This is a genomic window from Stenotrophomonas rhizophila (assembly GCF_020857975.1).
Lineage (GTDB): Bacteria > Pseudomonadota > Gammaproteobacteria > Xanthomonadales > Xanthomonadaceae > Stenotrophomonas > Stenotrophomonas rhizophila_C.
Genome location: NZ_JACWUO010000015.1, coordinates 18,048 through 33,500, shown reverse-complemented (window position 1 = coordinate 33,500; position 15,453 = coordinate 18,048). Strand labels below are relative to the sequence as shown.

Genomic DNA, 15,453 nt, shown 5'->3' with positions numbered 1-15,453 from the left:
CCGACCAACGGTCGGCACCTACAGAATTAGAAACCACCCGACCAACACTGCGATTGCCGACCTACGGTCGGCACTACCGAGGGGATGCTTCCCATGTCAACAACACCTGCACCCGCAACACTTACCCAGGGACACAAGAAGGTCATCTTCGCGTCCAGCCTGGGCACCGTCTTCGAGTGGTACGACTTCTTCCTGTACGGCTCGCTGGCGGCGATCATCGCCAAGCAGTTCTTCAGCGGCGTCAACGAAACCACCGGCATGATCTTCGCGCTGCTGGCGTTCGCGGCCGGCTTCTTCGTGCGCCCGTTCGGCGCGGCCTTCTTCGGCAGCCTCGGCGACCGCATCGGCCGCAAGTACACCTTCCTGGTCACCATCCTGATCATGGGCATCTCGACCTTCCTGGTCGGCGTGCTGCCCAACTACGCCTCGATCGGCTTTGCCGCCCCGGTGATCCTGATCATCCTGCGCCTGGCCCAGGGCCTGGCGATGGGCGGCGAGTACGGTGGCGCGGCCACCTACGTGGCCGAACATGCACCGGCCGACAAGCGCGGCCTGTACACCAGCTTCATCCAGTGCACCGCCACGCTGGGCCTGTTCATGTCGCTGCTGATCATCCTGGCCTGCCGCTACTTCCTCGGCAACGAGGCGTTCGAAGCCTGGGGCTGGCGCATTCCGTTCCTGGTCTCGATCGTGCTGCTGGGCGTGTCGGTGTGGATCCGCCTGCAGCTGAGCGAATCGCCGTTGTTCCAGCAGATGAAGGCCGAAGGCAAGGGCTCCAAGACCCCGTTCCGTGACAGCCTCAAGGGCGGCAACCTCAAGCTGATGCTGCTGGTGCTGCTGGGTGCTGCCGCCGGCCAGGCGGTGGTCTGGTACGGCGGTCAGTTCTACGCGCTGTTCTTCCTGAGCAGCATGCTCAAGGTCGACGCCACTACCTCCTACCTGCTGATCGCCGCCGCGCTGGCGCTGGGTGTGCCGTTCTTCATCTTCTTCGGCTGGCTGTCGGACCGTATCGGCCGCAAGAAGATCATCCTGGCCGGCTGCCTGCTGGCCGCCGTCACCTACATCCCGATCTTCAAGGGCCTGACCCACTTCGCCAACCCGGCCATCGAAGAAGCGCGCACCAACTCGCCGGCCCTGGTCGTGGCCGACCCGAGCACCTGCTCGTTCCAGTTCGATCCGGTCGGCATGCGCAAGTTCACCAGCTCCTGCGACGTGGCCACTGCGGCCCTGACCAAGGCCGGTGTGCCCTATGAAGTACAGCCGGCACCGGCCGGTTCGCTGGCCCAGGTCCAGGTGGGCAGCAGCAAGGTCGGTTCGTTCGAGGCGGCCGGCCTGACCAAGGACGAACTCAAGGCCAAGGCCGATGCCTTCGGTGGCGAGCTGAAGGGCGCGCTCACCGCGGCCGGCTACCCGGCCAAGGCCGACAACGCGCGCATCAACATCCCCGGCACCATCTTCATGCTGTGGCTGCTGGTGCTGTACGTGACCATGGTCTACGGCCCGATCGCCGCCTACCTGGTCGAGCTGTTCCCGACCCGCATCCGCTACACCTCGATGTCGCTGCCGTACCACATCGGCAACGGCTGGTTCGGCGGCTTCCTGCCGGCGATTTCCTTCGCGCTGGTGGCCGGCACCGGCAACCTGTACTACGGCCTGTGGTACCCGATCATCATCGCGTTGATGACGGTCGTGGTCGGCGGGTTGTTCCTGCGCGAGACGCGCGGGGTGGATATCACGCTGTAACGTTGGTTCGCACCACACGAACAAAGGGCCGCGATGCCAATCGCGGCCCTTTTCGCGTTTCGGGTAGTGCCGGCCGCTGGCCGGCTCCCCATGCACTTTCGGAGACGCGCCCCGATCCTGCCATCACAGGTGCTGCCGCTATAGTCGGCCCATGAGCGATGCCCCTACCGATCCCCTCGCGCTTCCCGCGATCCTGCATGCCTTGCGTGCCGCCTGGCAGGCCAACCGTCCGTCGCTGGCGCAGCGCGACGATGATCTGCTGCGCCTGCGCATGGCCTTCAAGGCGCGCCTGCCGCAGATGGCCGAGGCGATCGCGGCCGATTTCGGCCACCGCTCCACCCGCGAATCCCTGATCGCCGATGGGATGACCGTGCTTGGCGAGATCGACCACCTGCGCGCGCACCTGCGGCGCTGGGCGCGGCCGCGCCGGGTTGGCGTCGGCTGGCGGTTCTGGCCGGCGCGCGCGCAGCTCCGGCCGGTACCGCTGGGCGTGGTCGGGGTGATCGCGCCGTGGAACTACCCGGTCAACCTGGCGCTGATCCCCCTGGCCACCGCGATCGCGGCGGGCAACCACGTCATCCTCAAACCCTCCGAACACACCCCGCGCACCAGCGCGTTCCTGCAGGCGCTGCTGGCCGAGGTGTTCCCGCCCGCCCGGGTAGCGGTGGTGCAGGGCGATGCAGCGCTGGCCAGCGCGCTGGCCAGCGCGCCGCTGGACCACCTGGTATTCACTGGCTCCACCGCGGTCGGGCGCAAGGTCATGGCCGCCGCCGCCGCGCACCTGACCCCGCTGACCCTGGAACTGGGCGGCAAGTCCCCGGCGATCGTGTGCAGCGACTATCCGCTGGACAGGGCGGCAGCGCGCCTGGCCACCGGCAAATGGTTCAACGCCGGGCAGACCTGCATCGCGCCGGATTACGTGCTGATCGACGGCGCCCGCCAGCGCGAACTGGTGCAGCAGTTGCAGACCCAGGTACGCGCGCGTTACGGCGATTTCAGCGATGCCGCCGATTACACCCGGATCATCCACGAGGGCCAGTACCGGCGCCTGCGCGGCTACCTGGACCAGGCCCGCGCACGCGGGGTGCCGGTGATCGAGCTGGCCACGGTCGATCCGGAACGGGCCGCGCGCGAACGTCTGATGGTGCCGACCATCGTGCTCGACCCGCCGGCCGACCTGGACCTGATGCAGGAAGAGATCTTCGGCCCGATCCTGCCGGTCTGCGCCTATCCGGACCTGGACGCCGCGCTGGCCGGGGTGGAGGCGCGCGACCGGCCGCTGGCGCTGTATGTGTTCAGCCAGCAGCGTGAGGTGGTCGAGCGCGTGCTGGGCCGGATCGTGGCCGGCGGCGTCACCGTCAACGACACCTTGCTGCACTTCGCCATCAACGGCCTGCCGTTCGGTGGCGTCGGCCCCAGCGGCATGGGCGCCTACCACGGCCGTGCCGGCTTCGACGGGCTGAGCAAGCGGCTGCCGGTGCTGTGGCAGTCGCGCTGGGCGGCCAGCGACCTGCTCAAGCCGCCGTATTCGAAGATTGCCGGCATGTTGAAGGTGCTGTTGCGGTGATCCCGGCCCACCGATCCCGGCCCACCGACCAACGGTCGGTGGCTACCGCACCGGCCATGTACCGACCGTTGGTTTACCGCGCCGGGTAGGTACCGACCGTTGGTCGGTACATGGCCGCAGCGCGCGGGGTACCCACCGCGCCGGTGCCCCGCAGGTAGAATGATCCCCATGAAAATCGCCTCCTGGAACGTCAATTCGCTCAACGTGCGCCTGCCGCACCTGGAACAGTGGCTCACCGCGTTCGCGCCGGATGTGGTCGGTATCCAGGAAACCAAGATGGAGGACCACAAGTTCCCCGATGCGGTGCTGGCCGGGCTGGGCTACCGCAGCGTGTTTGCCGGGCAGAAGACCTACAACGGCGTCGCGCTGCTGTCGCGCGAACCGGCGCAGGACGTGCAGATCGGCATTCCCGGGTTCGAGGACGAGCAGAAGCGCGTGATCGCCGGCACCGTGGGCGGGGTACGCATCATCAACCTGTACGTGGTCAACGGCCAGGACGTCGGTACCGACAAGTACGCCTACAAGCTGCGCTGGCTGGAGGCCGTGCAGGCCTGGGTGGCGGCCGAACTGCAGCAGTACCCCGAACTGGTGGTGATGGGCGATTTCAACATCGCCCCGGACGCGCGCGACGTGCACGACCCGCTGGTGTGGAACGAAAACCACATCCTGACCTCCACCGCCGAGCGCGGCGCGCTCAACAAACTGCTGCAGCTGGGCCTGCACGATGCGTTCCGCCTGCACAGCGAGGAGGAAGGGGTGTTCAGCTGGTGGGATTACCGCGCCGCCGGCTTCCGCCGCAACCTGGGCCTGCGCATCGACCTGATCCTGGTGTCCGACGCGCTCAAGGCGCGCGCGACTGCCTCGGGTATCGACCGCGAGCCACGCACCTGGGAGCGCCCCAGCGACCATGCGCCGGCATGGGTGCAGCTGGGCTGACCGATACAACAAGGCCCGGCAATGCCGGGCCTTGTGTCCGCATCCACAGCGATCCGGTCAGCGCACGCTCTTGCGCGTAAACAGGTTCACGATCGCCAGCAGGATCACCGCGCCGATCAACGAGAATAGGAACGTACGAATGGTGATCGCTTCGTTGATGCCGCCGCCGAACAGCCAGCCGGCCAGCAGTGCACCGATAATGCCCACCACGATGTTGAGGATGATGCCTTGCTGCGCGTCGCGCTTCATGATGATGCTGGCCAGCCAGCCCACGATGCCGCCGACGATCAACCAGATGATGATGCCCATAGCCTTGACTCCCGGTTTGCGTGTACGACCGCGCCAGTTGACGGCAACCCCCGTGAAGTCGCCGTGCAGTCCCGTGCGCCGGGGGTGGGCATGACCCTGCCGGCAATCCTGGGCGGCCCGTGGCGGTTCGGCCCGGTCACGGTCTGGTGCCTGCCGCACGTCAACGGCACCCGCGGCGAACCGCAGGCCCGGGTACTGCTGGCGCAACAGCTTGGCGCCGCGCCGGGCAGCCTGCCGCTGCAGCGCGATGCCCGCGGCCGGCCGGAACTGCATGGCCCGCTGGCGCACCTGGGCACCGGCTGGAGCCACAGCCATGGCCGGCTGCTGGTGGCGCTGGGCGAGGGCGTGCGGCTGGGCGTGGACCTGGAGCCGCTGCGGCCGCGGCCGCGCATGGCCGAGATCATCGAACGCTTCTTCCACCCGGCCGAGCAGGACTGGCTGCTGGGCCTGGACGAGGTTGCCCGCAATCCCTGGTTCTTCCGGGTCTGGTGCGCCAAGGAAGCCATCCTCAAGGCGCAGGGGCAGGGCATCTCGTTCGGCCTGCACCGCCTGCGGTTGGCCCCGGACCCGGCCGGTGCGCTGCAGCTGGCCTGGTGCGACCCGGAACTGGGCGCGGCGGCGCGCTGGCAGCTGCACGAATGGCAGGCGGCCGACGATTTCCGCGCCGCGTTGGCCTTCCACGCGCTCTGATTGCCGTCCCGCACGGCCGCTGGGCGGACGCCGGGATGACAGCCGACCTGCGATAATGCGTCCATGACCGAACACACACTTCCGGCCGGCGTGGCCGAGGCGCTCGCGCGTGGCCTGGCCGCGATGGACCTGGACGCCGCGCTGGCGCCGCCGCTGCTGACCTACTTGGCCCTGCTCGACCGCTGGAACCGCACCTACAACCTCACCGCGATCCGCGACCCGCTGGAGATGGTCACCCGCCACCTGCTCGACTCGCTGGCGATGCAGCCCTACCTGGAGAGCGGCAGCCTGGCCGACCTGGGCACCGGCCCCGGGTTGCCGGGCATCCCGCTGGCGATCGCCCGCCCGCAGTTGCAGGTGACCCTGGTCGAAAGCAATGGCAAGAAGGCCCGCTTCATGCGCGAGGCCGTGCGCCAGCTGGGCCTGGCCAATGCGCGCGTGGCCGAGTCGCGCGCCGAGGCCCTGGCCGAGCCGGGCGCCTACGACCACCTGACCGCGCGCGCGATGGACACCCTGGCCGGGATCATCCAGGTCGGCGGCCACCTGCTGCGCCCGGGCGGGCGCCTGCTGGCGATGAAGGGCGTCCATCCGCATGAGGAAATCGCCCAGCTGCCGGCTGGCTGGCGGGTCGAGCAGGTGCTGCCGCTGCATGTTCCGGGATTGACCGGCGAACGCCATCTGGTGGTGGTGGCCGGTCCTTGACCGTCCCGGTGGGGTTGCCGGCGACACCGCCGAAGGGCTGCCGGATATCGGCGTCAGCGCCTGTCGCAGCAGCCGCTGCGGTGTCCACCGGGCGCACTCCTGGCCGGCAGGCGCCCGGGCGGGGGTTGGCCGGCGCGCATCTCACAGTGCATGACACGCCCCATATACGCATAATGACCAGTCCCACTCCCTGCCGATGAGGCTCACCCGCATGGCCCGCATCATCGCCATCGCCAACCAGAAAGGTGGCGTCGGCAAGACCACGACTGCCGTCAATCTGGCCGCCTCCCTGGCTGCTGCACCCAAGCGCGTGCTCCTGGTCGATCTCGATTCCCAGGGCAATGCCACCATGGGCAGCGGGGTGGACAAGCGTGAGGTCGCCGCGTCCACCTGCGACCTGCTGCTGGGCGAGGCCACGGCGGCCGAAGTCCGGGTCACCACCCCGGAAGGCTTCGACCTGCTGCCGGGCAACATCGACCTGACCGCCGCCGAGATCCAGCTGATGGACCAGGGCGAACGCGAGCAGCGCCTCAAGCGCGCGCTGGCGCCGATCCGCGACGAATACGACTACATCCTGATCGATTGCCCGCCGGCGCTGTCGCTGCTGACCCTCAACGCGTTGGCCGCGGCCGACTCGGTGATCGTGCCGATGCAGTGCGAGTACTACGCGCTGGAGGGCCTGAGCGCGCTGGTGGAAACCATCGAGGCGCTGCGCGCCAACCTCAATCCCACCCTGGAGATCGAGGGCGTGCTGCGCACCATGTTCGATGTGCGCAACAACCTGGCCAACGCGGTGTCGGCCGAACTGACCGACCACTTCGGCGACCGCGTGTTCCGCACCATCGTGCCGCGCAACGTGCGCCTGGCCGAAGCGCCCAGCCATGGGCAGAGCATCGTCGGCTATGACCGTGCCTCGCGCGGTGGCGTTGCCTACCTCGGCCTGGCCGGGGAAATCATCCGCCGCCACCAACAACGCAACAAGGCCGACAAGGCCATGGAGACCGCCTGATGAGCACCAAGCCCGCCCTCGGCAAGAAACGCGGCCTCGGCCGCGGCCTCGATGCGCTGCTGGGGCCCAAGGGCGCCGTGACCCAGGTGCAGGCCGCCGCCGTGGTCGAACCGCTGCCCGGTGAAGTGCTGCGCAGGCTGCCGGTCGGCCACCTGCAGCCGGGCCGGTACCAGCCGCGCCGCGACATGGATGAAACCAAGCTCGCCGAGCTGGCCGAATCGATCAAGGCGCAGGGCGTGATCCAGCCGATCCTGGTCCGCCAGCTCGGCCCCGACAGCTTCGAGATCGTCGCCGGCGAACGCCGCTGGCGCGCCTCGCAGCTGGCCGGCCTGGACGAAGTGCCGGTGGTGGTGCGCGAGCTGGAAGACCGCACCGTCATCGCGATGGCGCTGATCGAGAACATCCAGCGCGAAGACCTTAACCCGCTCGAAGAAGCCGAAGCGCTGCAGCGCTTGATCAGCGAATTCGCGCTGACCCACGCCGAGGCCGCGCAGGCCGTCGGCCGCTCGCGCGCGGCGGTGTCCAACCTGCTGCGCCTGCTCGAGTTGCCGATCGCGATCCGCCTGCTGCTGGAAACCCGCCGGCTGGAAATGGGCCATGCCCGCGCGCTGCTCACGCTGGCGCCGGAGCTGGCCAGCAAGCTGGCCCAGGAAGCGGCCGATCAGGGCTGGTCGGTGCGCGAAGTGGAACACCGTGCGCAGCAGTTTTCCGCCGGCAAGGTGCCCGGCGCGCTGCGCAAGAAGCCGGCCGCCAGCGCCCCGCAGGCCGACATCGCCTCGCTGGAGACCGAGCTGTCCGAATCGCTGGGCGCGCGCGTGGCGATCAACCACGGCCGTGGCGGCAAGGGCAAGCTGATCATCCATTACACCGACCTGGACACGCTGGACGGCGTGCTCGAACGACTTCGCGCACAGAAGGGCTGAGTCCCCGCCCGCGCCAGAGGATTCCCCCCCAGCAATGAACCCCACCAAGGTCGACCGCAACCATCTGTTGCGTCTGACCGACCTGCCGAATGTCGGGCCGGCCTGTGAGAAGGATCTTCGTTTGATCGGCATCCGCGTGCCCGCCCATCTGCGCGGCCGCGACGCCTATGACATGTACGCCCAGCTGTGCCTGCGCACCGGGGTGATGCACGACCCCTGCGTGATCGACGTGTTCCTGTCGATCGTGCGGTTCATGCAGGGCGAGGCCCCGCGGCCGTGGTGGGACTTCAGCAAGGAACGCAAGGCCACCCTGGCCAAGGACGCCCCGCTCACCCTGTGGTGAATCGGTGCCGGTGCCCGCGATGGACCGCCGGACATGCCGGATCGGCCTACCCGTTGCACAATATGCGCCTGAGATCCCCAGGACGCCGCCCATGACCCTCCTCGTTACCGGTGCCGCCGGCTTCATCGGTGCCAACACCGTCCGTGCCCTGCTCGATGCCGGTGAGGCGGTGGTCGGCCTGGACAACTACAACGACTACTACGACCCGCAGATCAAGCGCGACCGGGTCGCGGCGCTGTGCCCGGACGCGGACATCCGCGTGCTGGACCTGACCGACCGCGACGGCCTGGCCGCGCTGTTCGACCAGGTCGGGCCGACCCGGGTGATCCACCTGGCCGCCCAGGCCGGCGTGCGCTATTCGCTGGAAAACCCGCACGCCTATGTCGACAGCAACCTGGTCGGCTTCGTCAACATGCTCGAACTGTGCCGCCACCGCGGCGTGGCCCACCTGGTGTATGCGTCCAGCAGCTCGGTGTACGGCGACTCGGCCACCCCGCCGTTCTCCGAAGACCAGCGCATCGACAAGCCGCGCTCGCTGTATGCGGCCACCAAGGCCGCCAACGAGCTGATGGCCTACACCTACGCCCAGCTGTACGGCCTGCCTGCCACCGGCCTGCGCTTCTTCACCGTGTATGGCCCGTGGGGCCGGCCGGACATGGCGCCGCTGCTGTTTTCGCGCGCGGTGCTGGCCGGGCGCCCGATCGAGGTGTTCAACGACGGCAAGATGCAGCGCGATTTCACACATGTCTCCGACATCGTGGCCGGTATCCTCGGCGCGCTGGCGCATCCGTCCGGCGAGGACGTGCCGCACCGTGTCTTCAACCTGGGCAACCACACCCCGATCGAACTGGAACAGTTCATCGGCATCATCGAGGCGGCGGCCGGTCGGCCGGCGCACAAGGTCTACAAGCCGATGCAGCCTGGCGACATGGTCCGCACCATGGCCGATACCAGCCGTGCGCGTGACGCATTCGGCTTTGATCCGGCCACGCCGATCGCCCAGGGCCTGCCGCCGGTGGTGGCCTGGTGCCGGGATTATTTCGGCGATCACGCCTGACACACACGCACCGATTCATCTTCGGATAACCTTCGCGGCGGAAAATGCGCGCTCTTTCGTTCCTGGCCATTCGCAGAGCCCGACCATGAGCCACCCCCAACTGTCGGTCGTCGTCCCGGTCTTCAATGAACGCGACAACGTCACCCCCCTGATCGGCGAGATCACCGCGGCCCTGCGTGGCCAGCTCGATTTCGAAATCGTCTACATCGACGACCACTCGCGCGATGACACCCTGGCGGTACTGCAGGCGCTCAAGGCCGGCACCCCGGAACTGCGGGTGCTGCACCATGCCAGCCAGAGCGGGCAGAGCACCGCGGTGCGCAACGGGGTCAAGCAGGCCCGCGCGCCGTGGATCGCCACCCTCGACGGCGACGGCCAGAACGATCCGGCCGACATTCCCAGGCTGCTGGCCGCCCGCGCCGCCGCGCCGCCGCAGGTCAAGCTGTTTGCCGGCTGGCGGGTCAACCGCCAGGACAGCGGCAGCAAGCGCTGGGCCAGCAAGTGGGCCAATGCGATCCGCGCGCGCATGCTGCGCGATGACACCCCCGATACCGGCTGCGGCATCAAGCTGTTCGAGCGCGCCGCGTTCCTGGACCTGCCGTACTTCGACCACATGCACCGCTATCTGCCGGCACTGATGCAGCGCGCCGGCTGGAGCACGCTCAGCGTGCCGGTCAACCACCGCCACCGCACCGCCGGGGTATCCAAGTACAACAACCTGGGCCGCGCGCTGGTCGGCATCCGCGACCTGCGCGGGGTGGCCTGGCTGATCGCGCGCAGCAGGCGTACCGCCGTGGAAGAATGCTGATGGAATTGCACTGGCTCGATCAACCCCTGACCTGGCTGTACTGGACCGGCCTGCACGTGACCGGCTGGAAGCTGATCGGGTACACCGGCGCGCTGATGTTCGGCGGCCGCTGGCTGGTGCAGTTCGTGGCCTCCCGGCGCGCCGGCAAACCGGTGATCCCGCGCCTGTTCTGGTACATGAGCGTGGTCGGCAGCCTGATGACGCTGAGCTATTTCCTGTTCTCGGCCAAGCAGGATTCGGTGGGCGTGCTGCAGAACCTGTTCCCGGCGTTCACCGCCCTGTACAGCCTGAAGCTGGATATCCAGCACCGTGGCTGGAGGCGGGAAAAGGCGGCGCATTGATGCCTTATCGGTAGGTGCCGACGGTTGGTCGGCACGGATGTGGCCGGCTTCGGAAATGTGGGCTGCGCGCAACGCGACCACCGACCAACGGTCGGTGGCTACCCGCGCCGTTGGCGCTGCGGTCTCGGCCTGCGGCTGGTCCCGGGTCCTGCACGCGATGGGATCACCGACCACGGGTCGGTGCTTACCTACGCCTTCGGCGCTGCGGTCCCGGCCTGCGGCCGGTCCCGGGTCCTGCCCGCAAAAAGCGTGATCGGGCGCGCGGCCCTGTTCCCACGCGTGGCGACGCGTTCACACACAATGGCGCCCGAAGGTCATGGGGCGCGGCAGGACCTTTGATCCATGCCCGGGCGCGGGCTTGGTGCCATGATCGGGGTTTGCCGTCCCACGGGAATCCCTGATCGTGAAATCACCGCTCGTTGCTGCGTTGCTGTTCGCCTTGGCCCTGCCTGCCGGCGCCGCCCCCGCCCCGGCCGCCCCCCTGGCCGCGGCCCCGCCCAGCCTGGCCACCGAAAGCGCCGCCGATGCGCAGTTCAAGGCGATCTACGAGACCGAATGGAAATGGCGGCAGGCTGGCGGTGGCGAGGCCAGCGAAGATGGCGACGGCCCGGCCAATGCCACCCGTATGCCCGATGTGGGCGCGGCCGCCCAGCAGGGCCGGCTGAAGGTCTGGGACCAGGTACTGGCCCAGCTGGACAAGGTCGACGTCCAGGCTCTGTCGCCGGACAACCGGATCAACTACGCCATCTACCGCGACCAGGTGTTCAACCTGGCCGCCGAGGTGCGCCTGCGCGGCTATGAAATGCCGTTCAACGCCGATTCCTCGTTCTGGTCCAACCTCTCGTTCATGGCCCGCCGCGAGATGAAGACCGCGCAGGACTTCCGCAACTACATCGCGCGCCTCAACGACGTGCCGCGCTACTTCGACCAGCAGACCGACAACATGCGCGCCGGGCTCAAGCGCGGTTTCAGCGTGCCGCGCGCGGTGCTCGATGGCCGCGAAGTCTCGATCGCCACCGTGTCCGAACTGAAGGATCCGACCGCCTCCCCGCTCTATGCGCCTTTCAGGAAGCTGCCGTCCAGCATCCCGGTCGCCGAGCAGGCACAGCTGCAGGACCAGGCCCGCCAGGCCATCAGCGGCAGCGTGGTGCCGGCCTTCGGCAAGCTGCGTACCTTCTTCGTCGAGGAGTACGTCCCGCAGGCACGTACCACCCTGGCCGCTGAAGCCATGCCCGATGGCAAGGCCTACTACAAGCAGCAGATCCACCAATACACCACGCTGGACCTCACCCCGCAGCAGATCCACGAGATCGGCCTGAAGGAAGTGGCGCGCATCCAGCAGGAAATGAACGGCATCATCAAGCAGGTACAGTTCAAGGGCAGCTTCGCGCAGTTCCTGGCGTTCCTGCGCACCGACCCGCAGTTCTACGCCAAGACCCCCGGCGAACTGCTGCATCGCGCCGCATGGATCTCCAAGCGCGTGGACGGGGTGATCGGCAAGTACATGACCCTGCCGCGCGCGCGCTTCACCATCGTGCCGGTGCCGCCGGACATCGCCCCGTTCTGGACCGCCGGCCGCGGTGGCATGGGCACCTATTGGCTCAATACCTACAACCTGCCGGCGCGCCCGCTGTACAACCTGCCGGCGCTGACCCTGCACGAATCCGACCCGGGCCATGCACTGCAGGGTGCGCTGGCCGCCGAACAGGGCCAGTTGCCCGAGTTCCGCCGCAATGCCTATATCTCCGCCTATGGCGAAGGTTGGGGCCTGTACTGCGAGAAGCTCGGCGTGGAGATGGGCATCTACGAAACCCCGTACGAGGATTTCGGCCGCCTGACCTACGAAATGTGGCGCGCCGCGCGCCTGGTGATCGATACCGGCGTGCACCACAAGGGCTGGACCCGCGAACAGGCGATCGCCTATCTGCGCGACCACACCGCCCTGAGCGAGCATGAAGTGACCACCGAAGTGGACCGCTACATCTCCTGGCCGGGCCAGGCCCTGAGTTACAAGCTGGGCGAAATCGCCATCGTGCGCCTGCGCGCGCAGGCCGAGCAGGAACTGGGCGAGCGTTTCGACATCAAGGGGTTCCACGACGCGGTACTCAAGCAGGGCTCGGTACCGCTGCCGGTGCTGGAGTCGCAGATCCAGGCCTATATCGCCGAACGCAAGGCCGCCGGCTGAACCGGCAAGCCGCCGGGCCCTGCGTGGCCGGCCCGGCAATGTGAACCAATGCGGGCCGCTGCGATTGTGTAACGCGCAAGCGGCCCGCTACCCTGCCGGCATGTACCGCCATGCCCGCCCGCGTCCGTCCCTGCTGCTGCGCCTGCTGATGCTGGTCGCCGTGGGCCTGGGCGTGTTCGGCACGGCCACCGCCTCGGCCCTGGCCGACATCCACATCAGCCTGCACAGCGATGCCGCGCCGGCCGATGCAGCCACGCCGGACGGTACCGATGCCGAGCAGGACGATGGCGATCTGCTGCATGTCCTGGTCCATTGCGGGCATTGCCACGGCCATGGCGGCGTGTTGCCGATGGCGTCACTGCCGTGGGCGCTGCCGGCCGCGCCGGCGCACAGCCTGCCGGCAGGGTTGACCACGCAGCTGCGCACCCAGCCGCCCGAGAGCGTGTTGCGCCCCCCGATAGCGTCCTGATGCCACGCGGCCCTGTGCCGCGCTTGCCCATCTGAACCGTTATCTGGAGATTTCCCATGTGGATGCGTCTGGCAGCCTTGGCTGCCTTTGCGTTCGTGCCCGGCGCCCATGCGCAGGGCACGGCGCCGGCGGCAACGTCGCCCCCTGTTGCCCTCACCCTTGATGACGCGCTTGCGCGCGTTGCCCAATACCACCCCGAGCTGCGCCTGGTCGATGCCCAGCGCCCGGTCTGGGAAGCACGCCGCGACGCAGCCGGGCTGCGCCCGCCCTTGACCCTGGGCGTGGACCTGGAGAACGCGCTGGGCACCGGTGGCAACCGCGGCTTCAAGGCCACCGAACTCACCGTCACCCTGGCCGGCGTGCTCGAACGGGGCGGCAAGCTGGATGCGCGCCGTGCCGTGGCCCAGGCCAACATCGACAGCCTGGCCCCGCAGCGCGAGACCGCGCGGCTGGACCTGATGGCCGAAGTGGCGCGCCGCTACCTGGCCGTCACCGATGCGCGCCAGCAACTGTCCATCGCGCAGACCGACATCGAACAGCGCCGCCGCGCCGTGGCCGCCGCACGCCTGCGCCTGCAGGCCGGCGCCTCGCCCGAATCGGTACTGTTCACCGCCCAGGCGATGCTGGCCCAGGCCGAACTGGACCGCGACCGCGCCCGGCAGATGGACCAGTCCGCGCGCATGGCGCTGTCGGCGCTGTGGAAGCAGCGCGACCCCGGCTTCGACCTGGTCACCGGCGACCCGATGCAGCTGCCGGCACTGCAGGATTTCGCCGCGCTCGCCGACGAACTGCAACGCACCCCGGAACTGGCCGTGCTGGCCGGCGAACGCCGCATCCGCCAGGCGCAGGTGCAACTGGCGCGTACCGCCGCGCGCCCGGACTTCAACTGGCAGGTGGGGGTGCGCAACAGCCGCGACAGCCGCGACAGCGCGTTCGTTGCCGGATTCAGCCTGCCGCTGGGCAGCGTGGCGCGCGCCGCGCCCGAGATCCGCGCCGCCGAAGCCGAACTGGCGCTCAACAGCGTGGAGCGCGACGCGCGCGCGCTGCAACTGTACGCCACCCTGGCCGAAGCGCATGGCCGCTACCTGACCTCGCGGCTGGAAGTGGCGCGCATGGCCAGCGATGTGCTGCCGCAGCTCAAGCGCGCCGAAAACGCCGCTGAAAAGGCCTGGCGTGCCGGTGCGATCAGCTACATGGAATGGGCGCAGCTGCAGGCGATGCGCATCGACGCGCGCCAGCGCCAGCGCGAGGCGGCGATCGCCGCGCAGACCGCCCTGATCGAAATCCAGCGCCTCACCGGGCAGGGCATGCTCGCCGCCGGCGATACCCCCACCCCCAGCCACGTGTCCACGGAGGACCGCCGATGACCACTTCCGCATCCCGCACGGCGCTCACCGCCAGCCTGCTGCTTGCCCTGTCGGCCCTGGGCGGCTGCAACAGGGACACCCCCGCCGTGGCAGCGGCCGACACCGCCGCCGATGCCGGCCACGCTGAGGCCGGGCATGCCGAGGGCGAACAGGACGACCACGACGCCCCACAGAGCACCACCATCGCCGCGGCGATGGCCGAACAGGCCGGTATCCGCGTGGCTCCCGTGGCGGCCGGCACCATCGCCGACGAACACGATGTACAGGGCCTGCTGACCCCGGTCGATGGCCGCGTGGCGCAGGTAATGGCGCGCTTCCCCGGGCCGATCCGCTCACTGCGTGCCAACGTCGGCGACCGGGTGCGTGCCGGCCAGGTACTGGCCAGCATCGAAAGCAACCTCAGCCTGACCACCTACAGCGTCAGTGCGCCGATTTCCGGCGTGGTGCTGGCGCGCCAGGCCCAGGTCGGCGGGGTGGCGGGCGAGGGCACGCCGTTGTTCGAGATCGGCGACCTGTCTTCGCTGTGGGTGGACCTGCATATCTTCGGCAACGATACCCAGCACATCACCGCCGGCGTGCCGGTCACGGTGTCGCGGATGACCGATGGGGTCAGCCAGGCCACCACGCTCGAACGCGTGCTGCCCGGCACCGCCACCGCCAGCCAGAGCACCGTGGCGCGGGCCACGTTGCGCAACGACGATGGCCTGTGGCGGCCGGGCGCGGCGGTCAAGGCGCGCATCGTGGTCGCCTCCACCCCGGCCGCGCAGGTGGTACCGCTGAGCGCGCTGCAGAGCTTGGACGGCAAGGACGTGGTGTTCGTGCGCCGCGGCGACACCTACACCGCGCGCCCGGTCACGCTGGGTGCGCGCGATGCCGGCAAGGTCGAAGTGCAGTCCGGGCTGGCCCTGGGCGAGGAAGTGGTGGTCGAGCAAAGCTACGTGGTCAAGGCCGACATCGGCAAGGCGGGGGCATCGCATGAACATTGAGCGCGCGCTGCAGCCCTG

Annotated in this window: 16 protein-coding genes; 15 read left to right on the top strand and 1 reads right to left on the bottom strand. The window is 68.8% G+C overall.

The window, feature by feature from the left end; all coding sequences use genetic code 11:
- Positions 1 to 93: 93 nt before the first annotated feature.
- From IC535_RS14135 to xth, 3 genes are all read left to right on the top strand, one after another.
- The gene (locus tag IC535_RS14135) at positions 94 to 1,743 is read left to right on the top strand and encodes an MFS transporter (RefSeq protein WP_228887079.1); all 1,650 of its coding nucleotides are present in this window, start codon (positions 94 to 96) and stop codon (positions 1,741 to 1,743) included.
- A gap of 151 nt (positions 1,744 to 1,894) precedes the next feature.
- The gene (locus IC535_RS14130) at positions 1,895 to 3,310 is read left to right on the top strand and encodes a coniferyl aldehyde dehydrogenase (RefSeq protein ID WP_228887078.1); all 1,416 of its coding nucleotides are present in this window, start codon (positions 1,895 to 1,897) and stop codon (positions 3,308 to 3,310) included.
- A 168-nt stretch (positions 3,311 to 3,478) separates the two neighbouring features.
- The gene (xth, locus tag IC535_RS14125; protein WP_228887077.1) at positions 3,479 to 4,246 is read left to right on the top strand and encodes an exodeoxyribonuclease III; all 768 of its coding nucleotides are present in this window, start codon (positions 3,479 to 3,481) and stop codon (positions 4,244 to 4,246) included.
- Positions 4,247 to 4,303: 57 nt separating this feature from the next.
- Here xth and IC535_RS14120 read toward each other — a convergent pair whose 3' ends face one another.
- Entirely contained in the window at positions 4,304 to 4,555 is a 252-nt protein-coding gene (locus tag IC535_RS14120) for a GlsB/YeaQ/YmgE family stress response membrane protein (protein ID WP_228887076.1), read from the bottom strand.
- A 90-nt stretch (positions 4,556 to 4,645) separates the two neighbouring features.
- On the opposite strand from IC535_RS14120, the gene IC535_RS14115 reads away from it, so the two are divergent.
- The 12 genes from IC535_RS14115 to IC535_RS14060 all read left to right on the top strand — a co-directional run bounded on the left by IC535_RS14115 (position 4,646) and on the right by IC535_RS14060 (position 15,435).
- Positions 4,646 to 5,245: a 4'-phosphopantetheinyl transferase family protein gene (locus IC535_RS14115; RefSeq protein WP_228887109.1), complete on the top strand. Its 600-nt coding sequence runs from the start codon at positions 4,646 to 4,648 to the stop codon at positions 5,243 to 5,245.
- A gap of 63 nt (positions 5,246 to 5,308) precedes the next feature.
- Entirely contained in the window at positions 5,309 to 5,947 is a 639-nt protein-coding gene (gene rsmG, locus IC535_RS14110; protein WP_228887075.1) for a 16S rRNA (guanine(527)-N(7))-methyltransferase RsmG, read from the top strand.
- A gap of 211 nt (positions 5,948 to 6,158) precedes the next feature.
- Positions 6,159 to 6,956: a ParA family protein gene (locus IC535_RS14105; protein ID WP_228887074.1), complete on the top strand. Its 798-nt coding sequence runs from the start codon at positions 6,159 to 6,161 to the stop codon at positions 6,954 to 6,956.
- Positions 6,956 to 7,879 carry a ParB/RepB/Spo0J family partition protein gene (locus IC535_RS14100; RefSeq protein ID WP_228887073.1) on the top strand — a complete coding sequence of 308 codons (924 nt, stop codon included), beginning with the start codon at positions 6,956 to 6,958 and terminating at the stop codon, positions 7,877 to 7,879. The genes IC535_RS14105 and IC535_RS14100 overlap by 1 nt, the downstream gene beginning before the upstream one ends.
- Positions 7,880 to 7,913: 34 nt before the next feature.
- A complete protein-coding gene (locus IC535_RS14095) occupies positions 7,914 to 8,222 on the top strand; it encodes a helix-hairpin-helix domain-containing protein (protein WP_228887072.1) in 309 nt (102 codons plus the stop codon).
- Between the two features lie 91 nt (positions 8,223 to 8,313).
- Complete coding sequence (locus tag IC535_RS14090; RefSeq protein WP_228887071.1) at positions 8,314 to 9,279, top strand: NAD-dependent epimerase/dehydratase family protein; 966 nt, start codon at positions 8,314 to 8,316, stop codon at positions 9,277 to 9,279.
- 85 nt (positions 9,280 to 9,364) lie between these two features.
- On the top strand, positions 9,365 to 10,087 hold the full coding sequence (locus IC535_RS14085; protein ID WP_228887070.1) for a glycosyltransferase: 723 nt from the start codon (positions 9,365 to 9,367) through the stop codon (positions 10,085 to 10,087).
- Positions 10,081 to 10,428 carry a lipid-A-disaccharide synthase N-terminal domain-containing protein gene (locus IC535_RS14080; RefSeq protein ID WP_228887069.1) on the top strand — a complete coding sequence of 116 codons (348 nt, stop codon included), beginning with the start codon at positions 10,081 to 10,083 and terminating at the stop codon, positions 10,426 to 10,428. Before IC535_RS14085 ends, IC535_RS14080 begins: the two co-directional genes overlap by 7 nt.
- Positions 10,429 to 10,831: 403 nt before the next feature.
- A complete protein-coding gene (locus IC535_RS14075; protein WP_429000402.1) occupies positions 10,832 to 12,613 on the top strand; it encodes a DUF885 domain-containing protein in 1,782 nt (593 codons plus the stop codon).
- Between the two features lie 100 nt (positions 12,614 to 12,713).
- Positions 12,714 to 13,082, top strand: a complete 369-nt coding sequence (locus tag IC535_RS14070) for a DUF2946 family protein (protein WP_228887068.1) — start codon at positions 12,714 to 12,716, stop codon at positions 13,080 to 13,082.
- 56 nt (positions 13,083 to 13,138) lie between these two features.
- Positions 13,139 to 14,449, top strand: a complete 1,311-nt coding sequence (locus tag IC535_RS14065) for a TolC family protein (RefSeq protein ID WP_228887067.1) — start codon at positions 13,139 to 13,141, stop codon at positions 14,447 to 14,449.
- Positions 14,446 to 15,435 (top strand): efflux RND transporter periplasmic adaptor subunit, encoded by a 990-nt coding sequence (locus IC535_RS14060; protein ID WP_228887066.1) that lies wholly within the window; start codon positions 14,446 to 14,448, stop codon positions 15,433 to 15,435. The genes IC535_RS14065 and IC535_RS14060 overlap by 4 nt, the downstream gene beginning before the upstream one ends.
- The last annotated feature ends 18 nt before the right edge of the window (positions 15,436 to 15,453 follow it).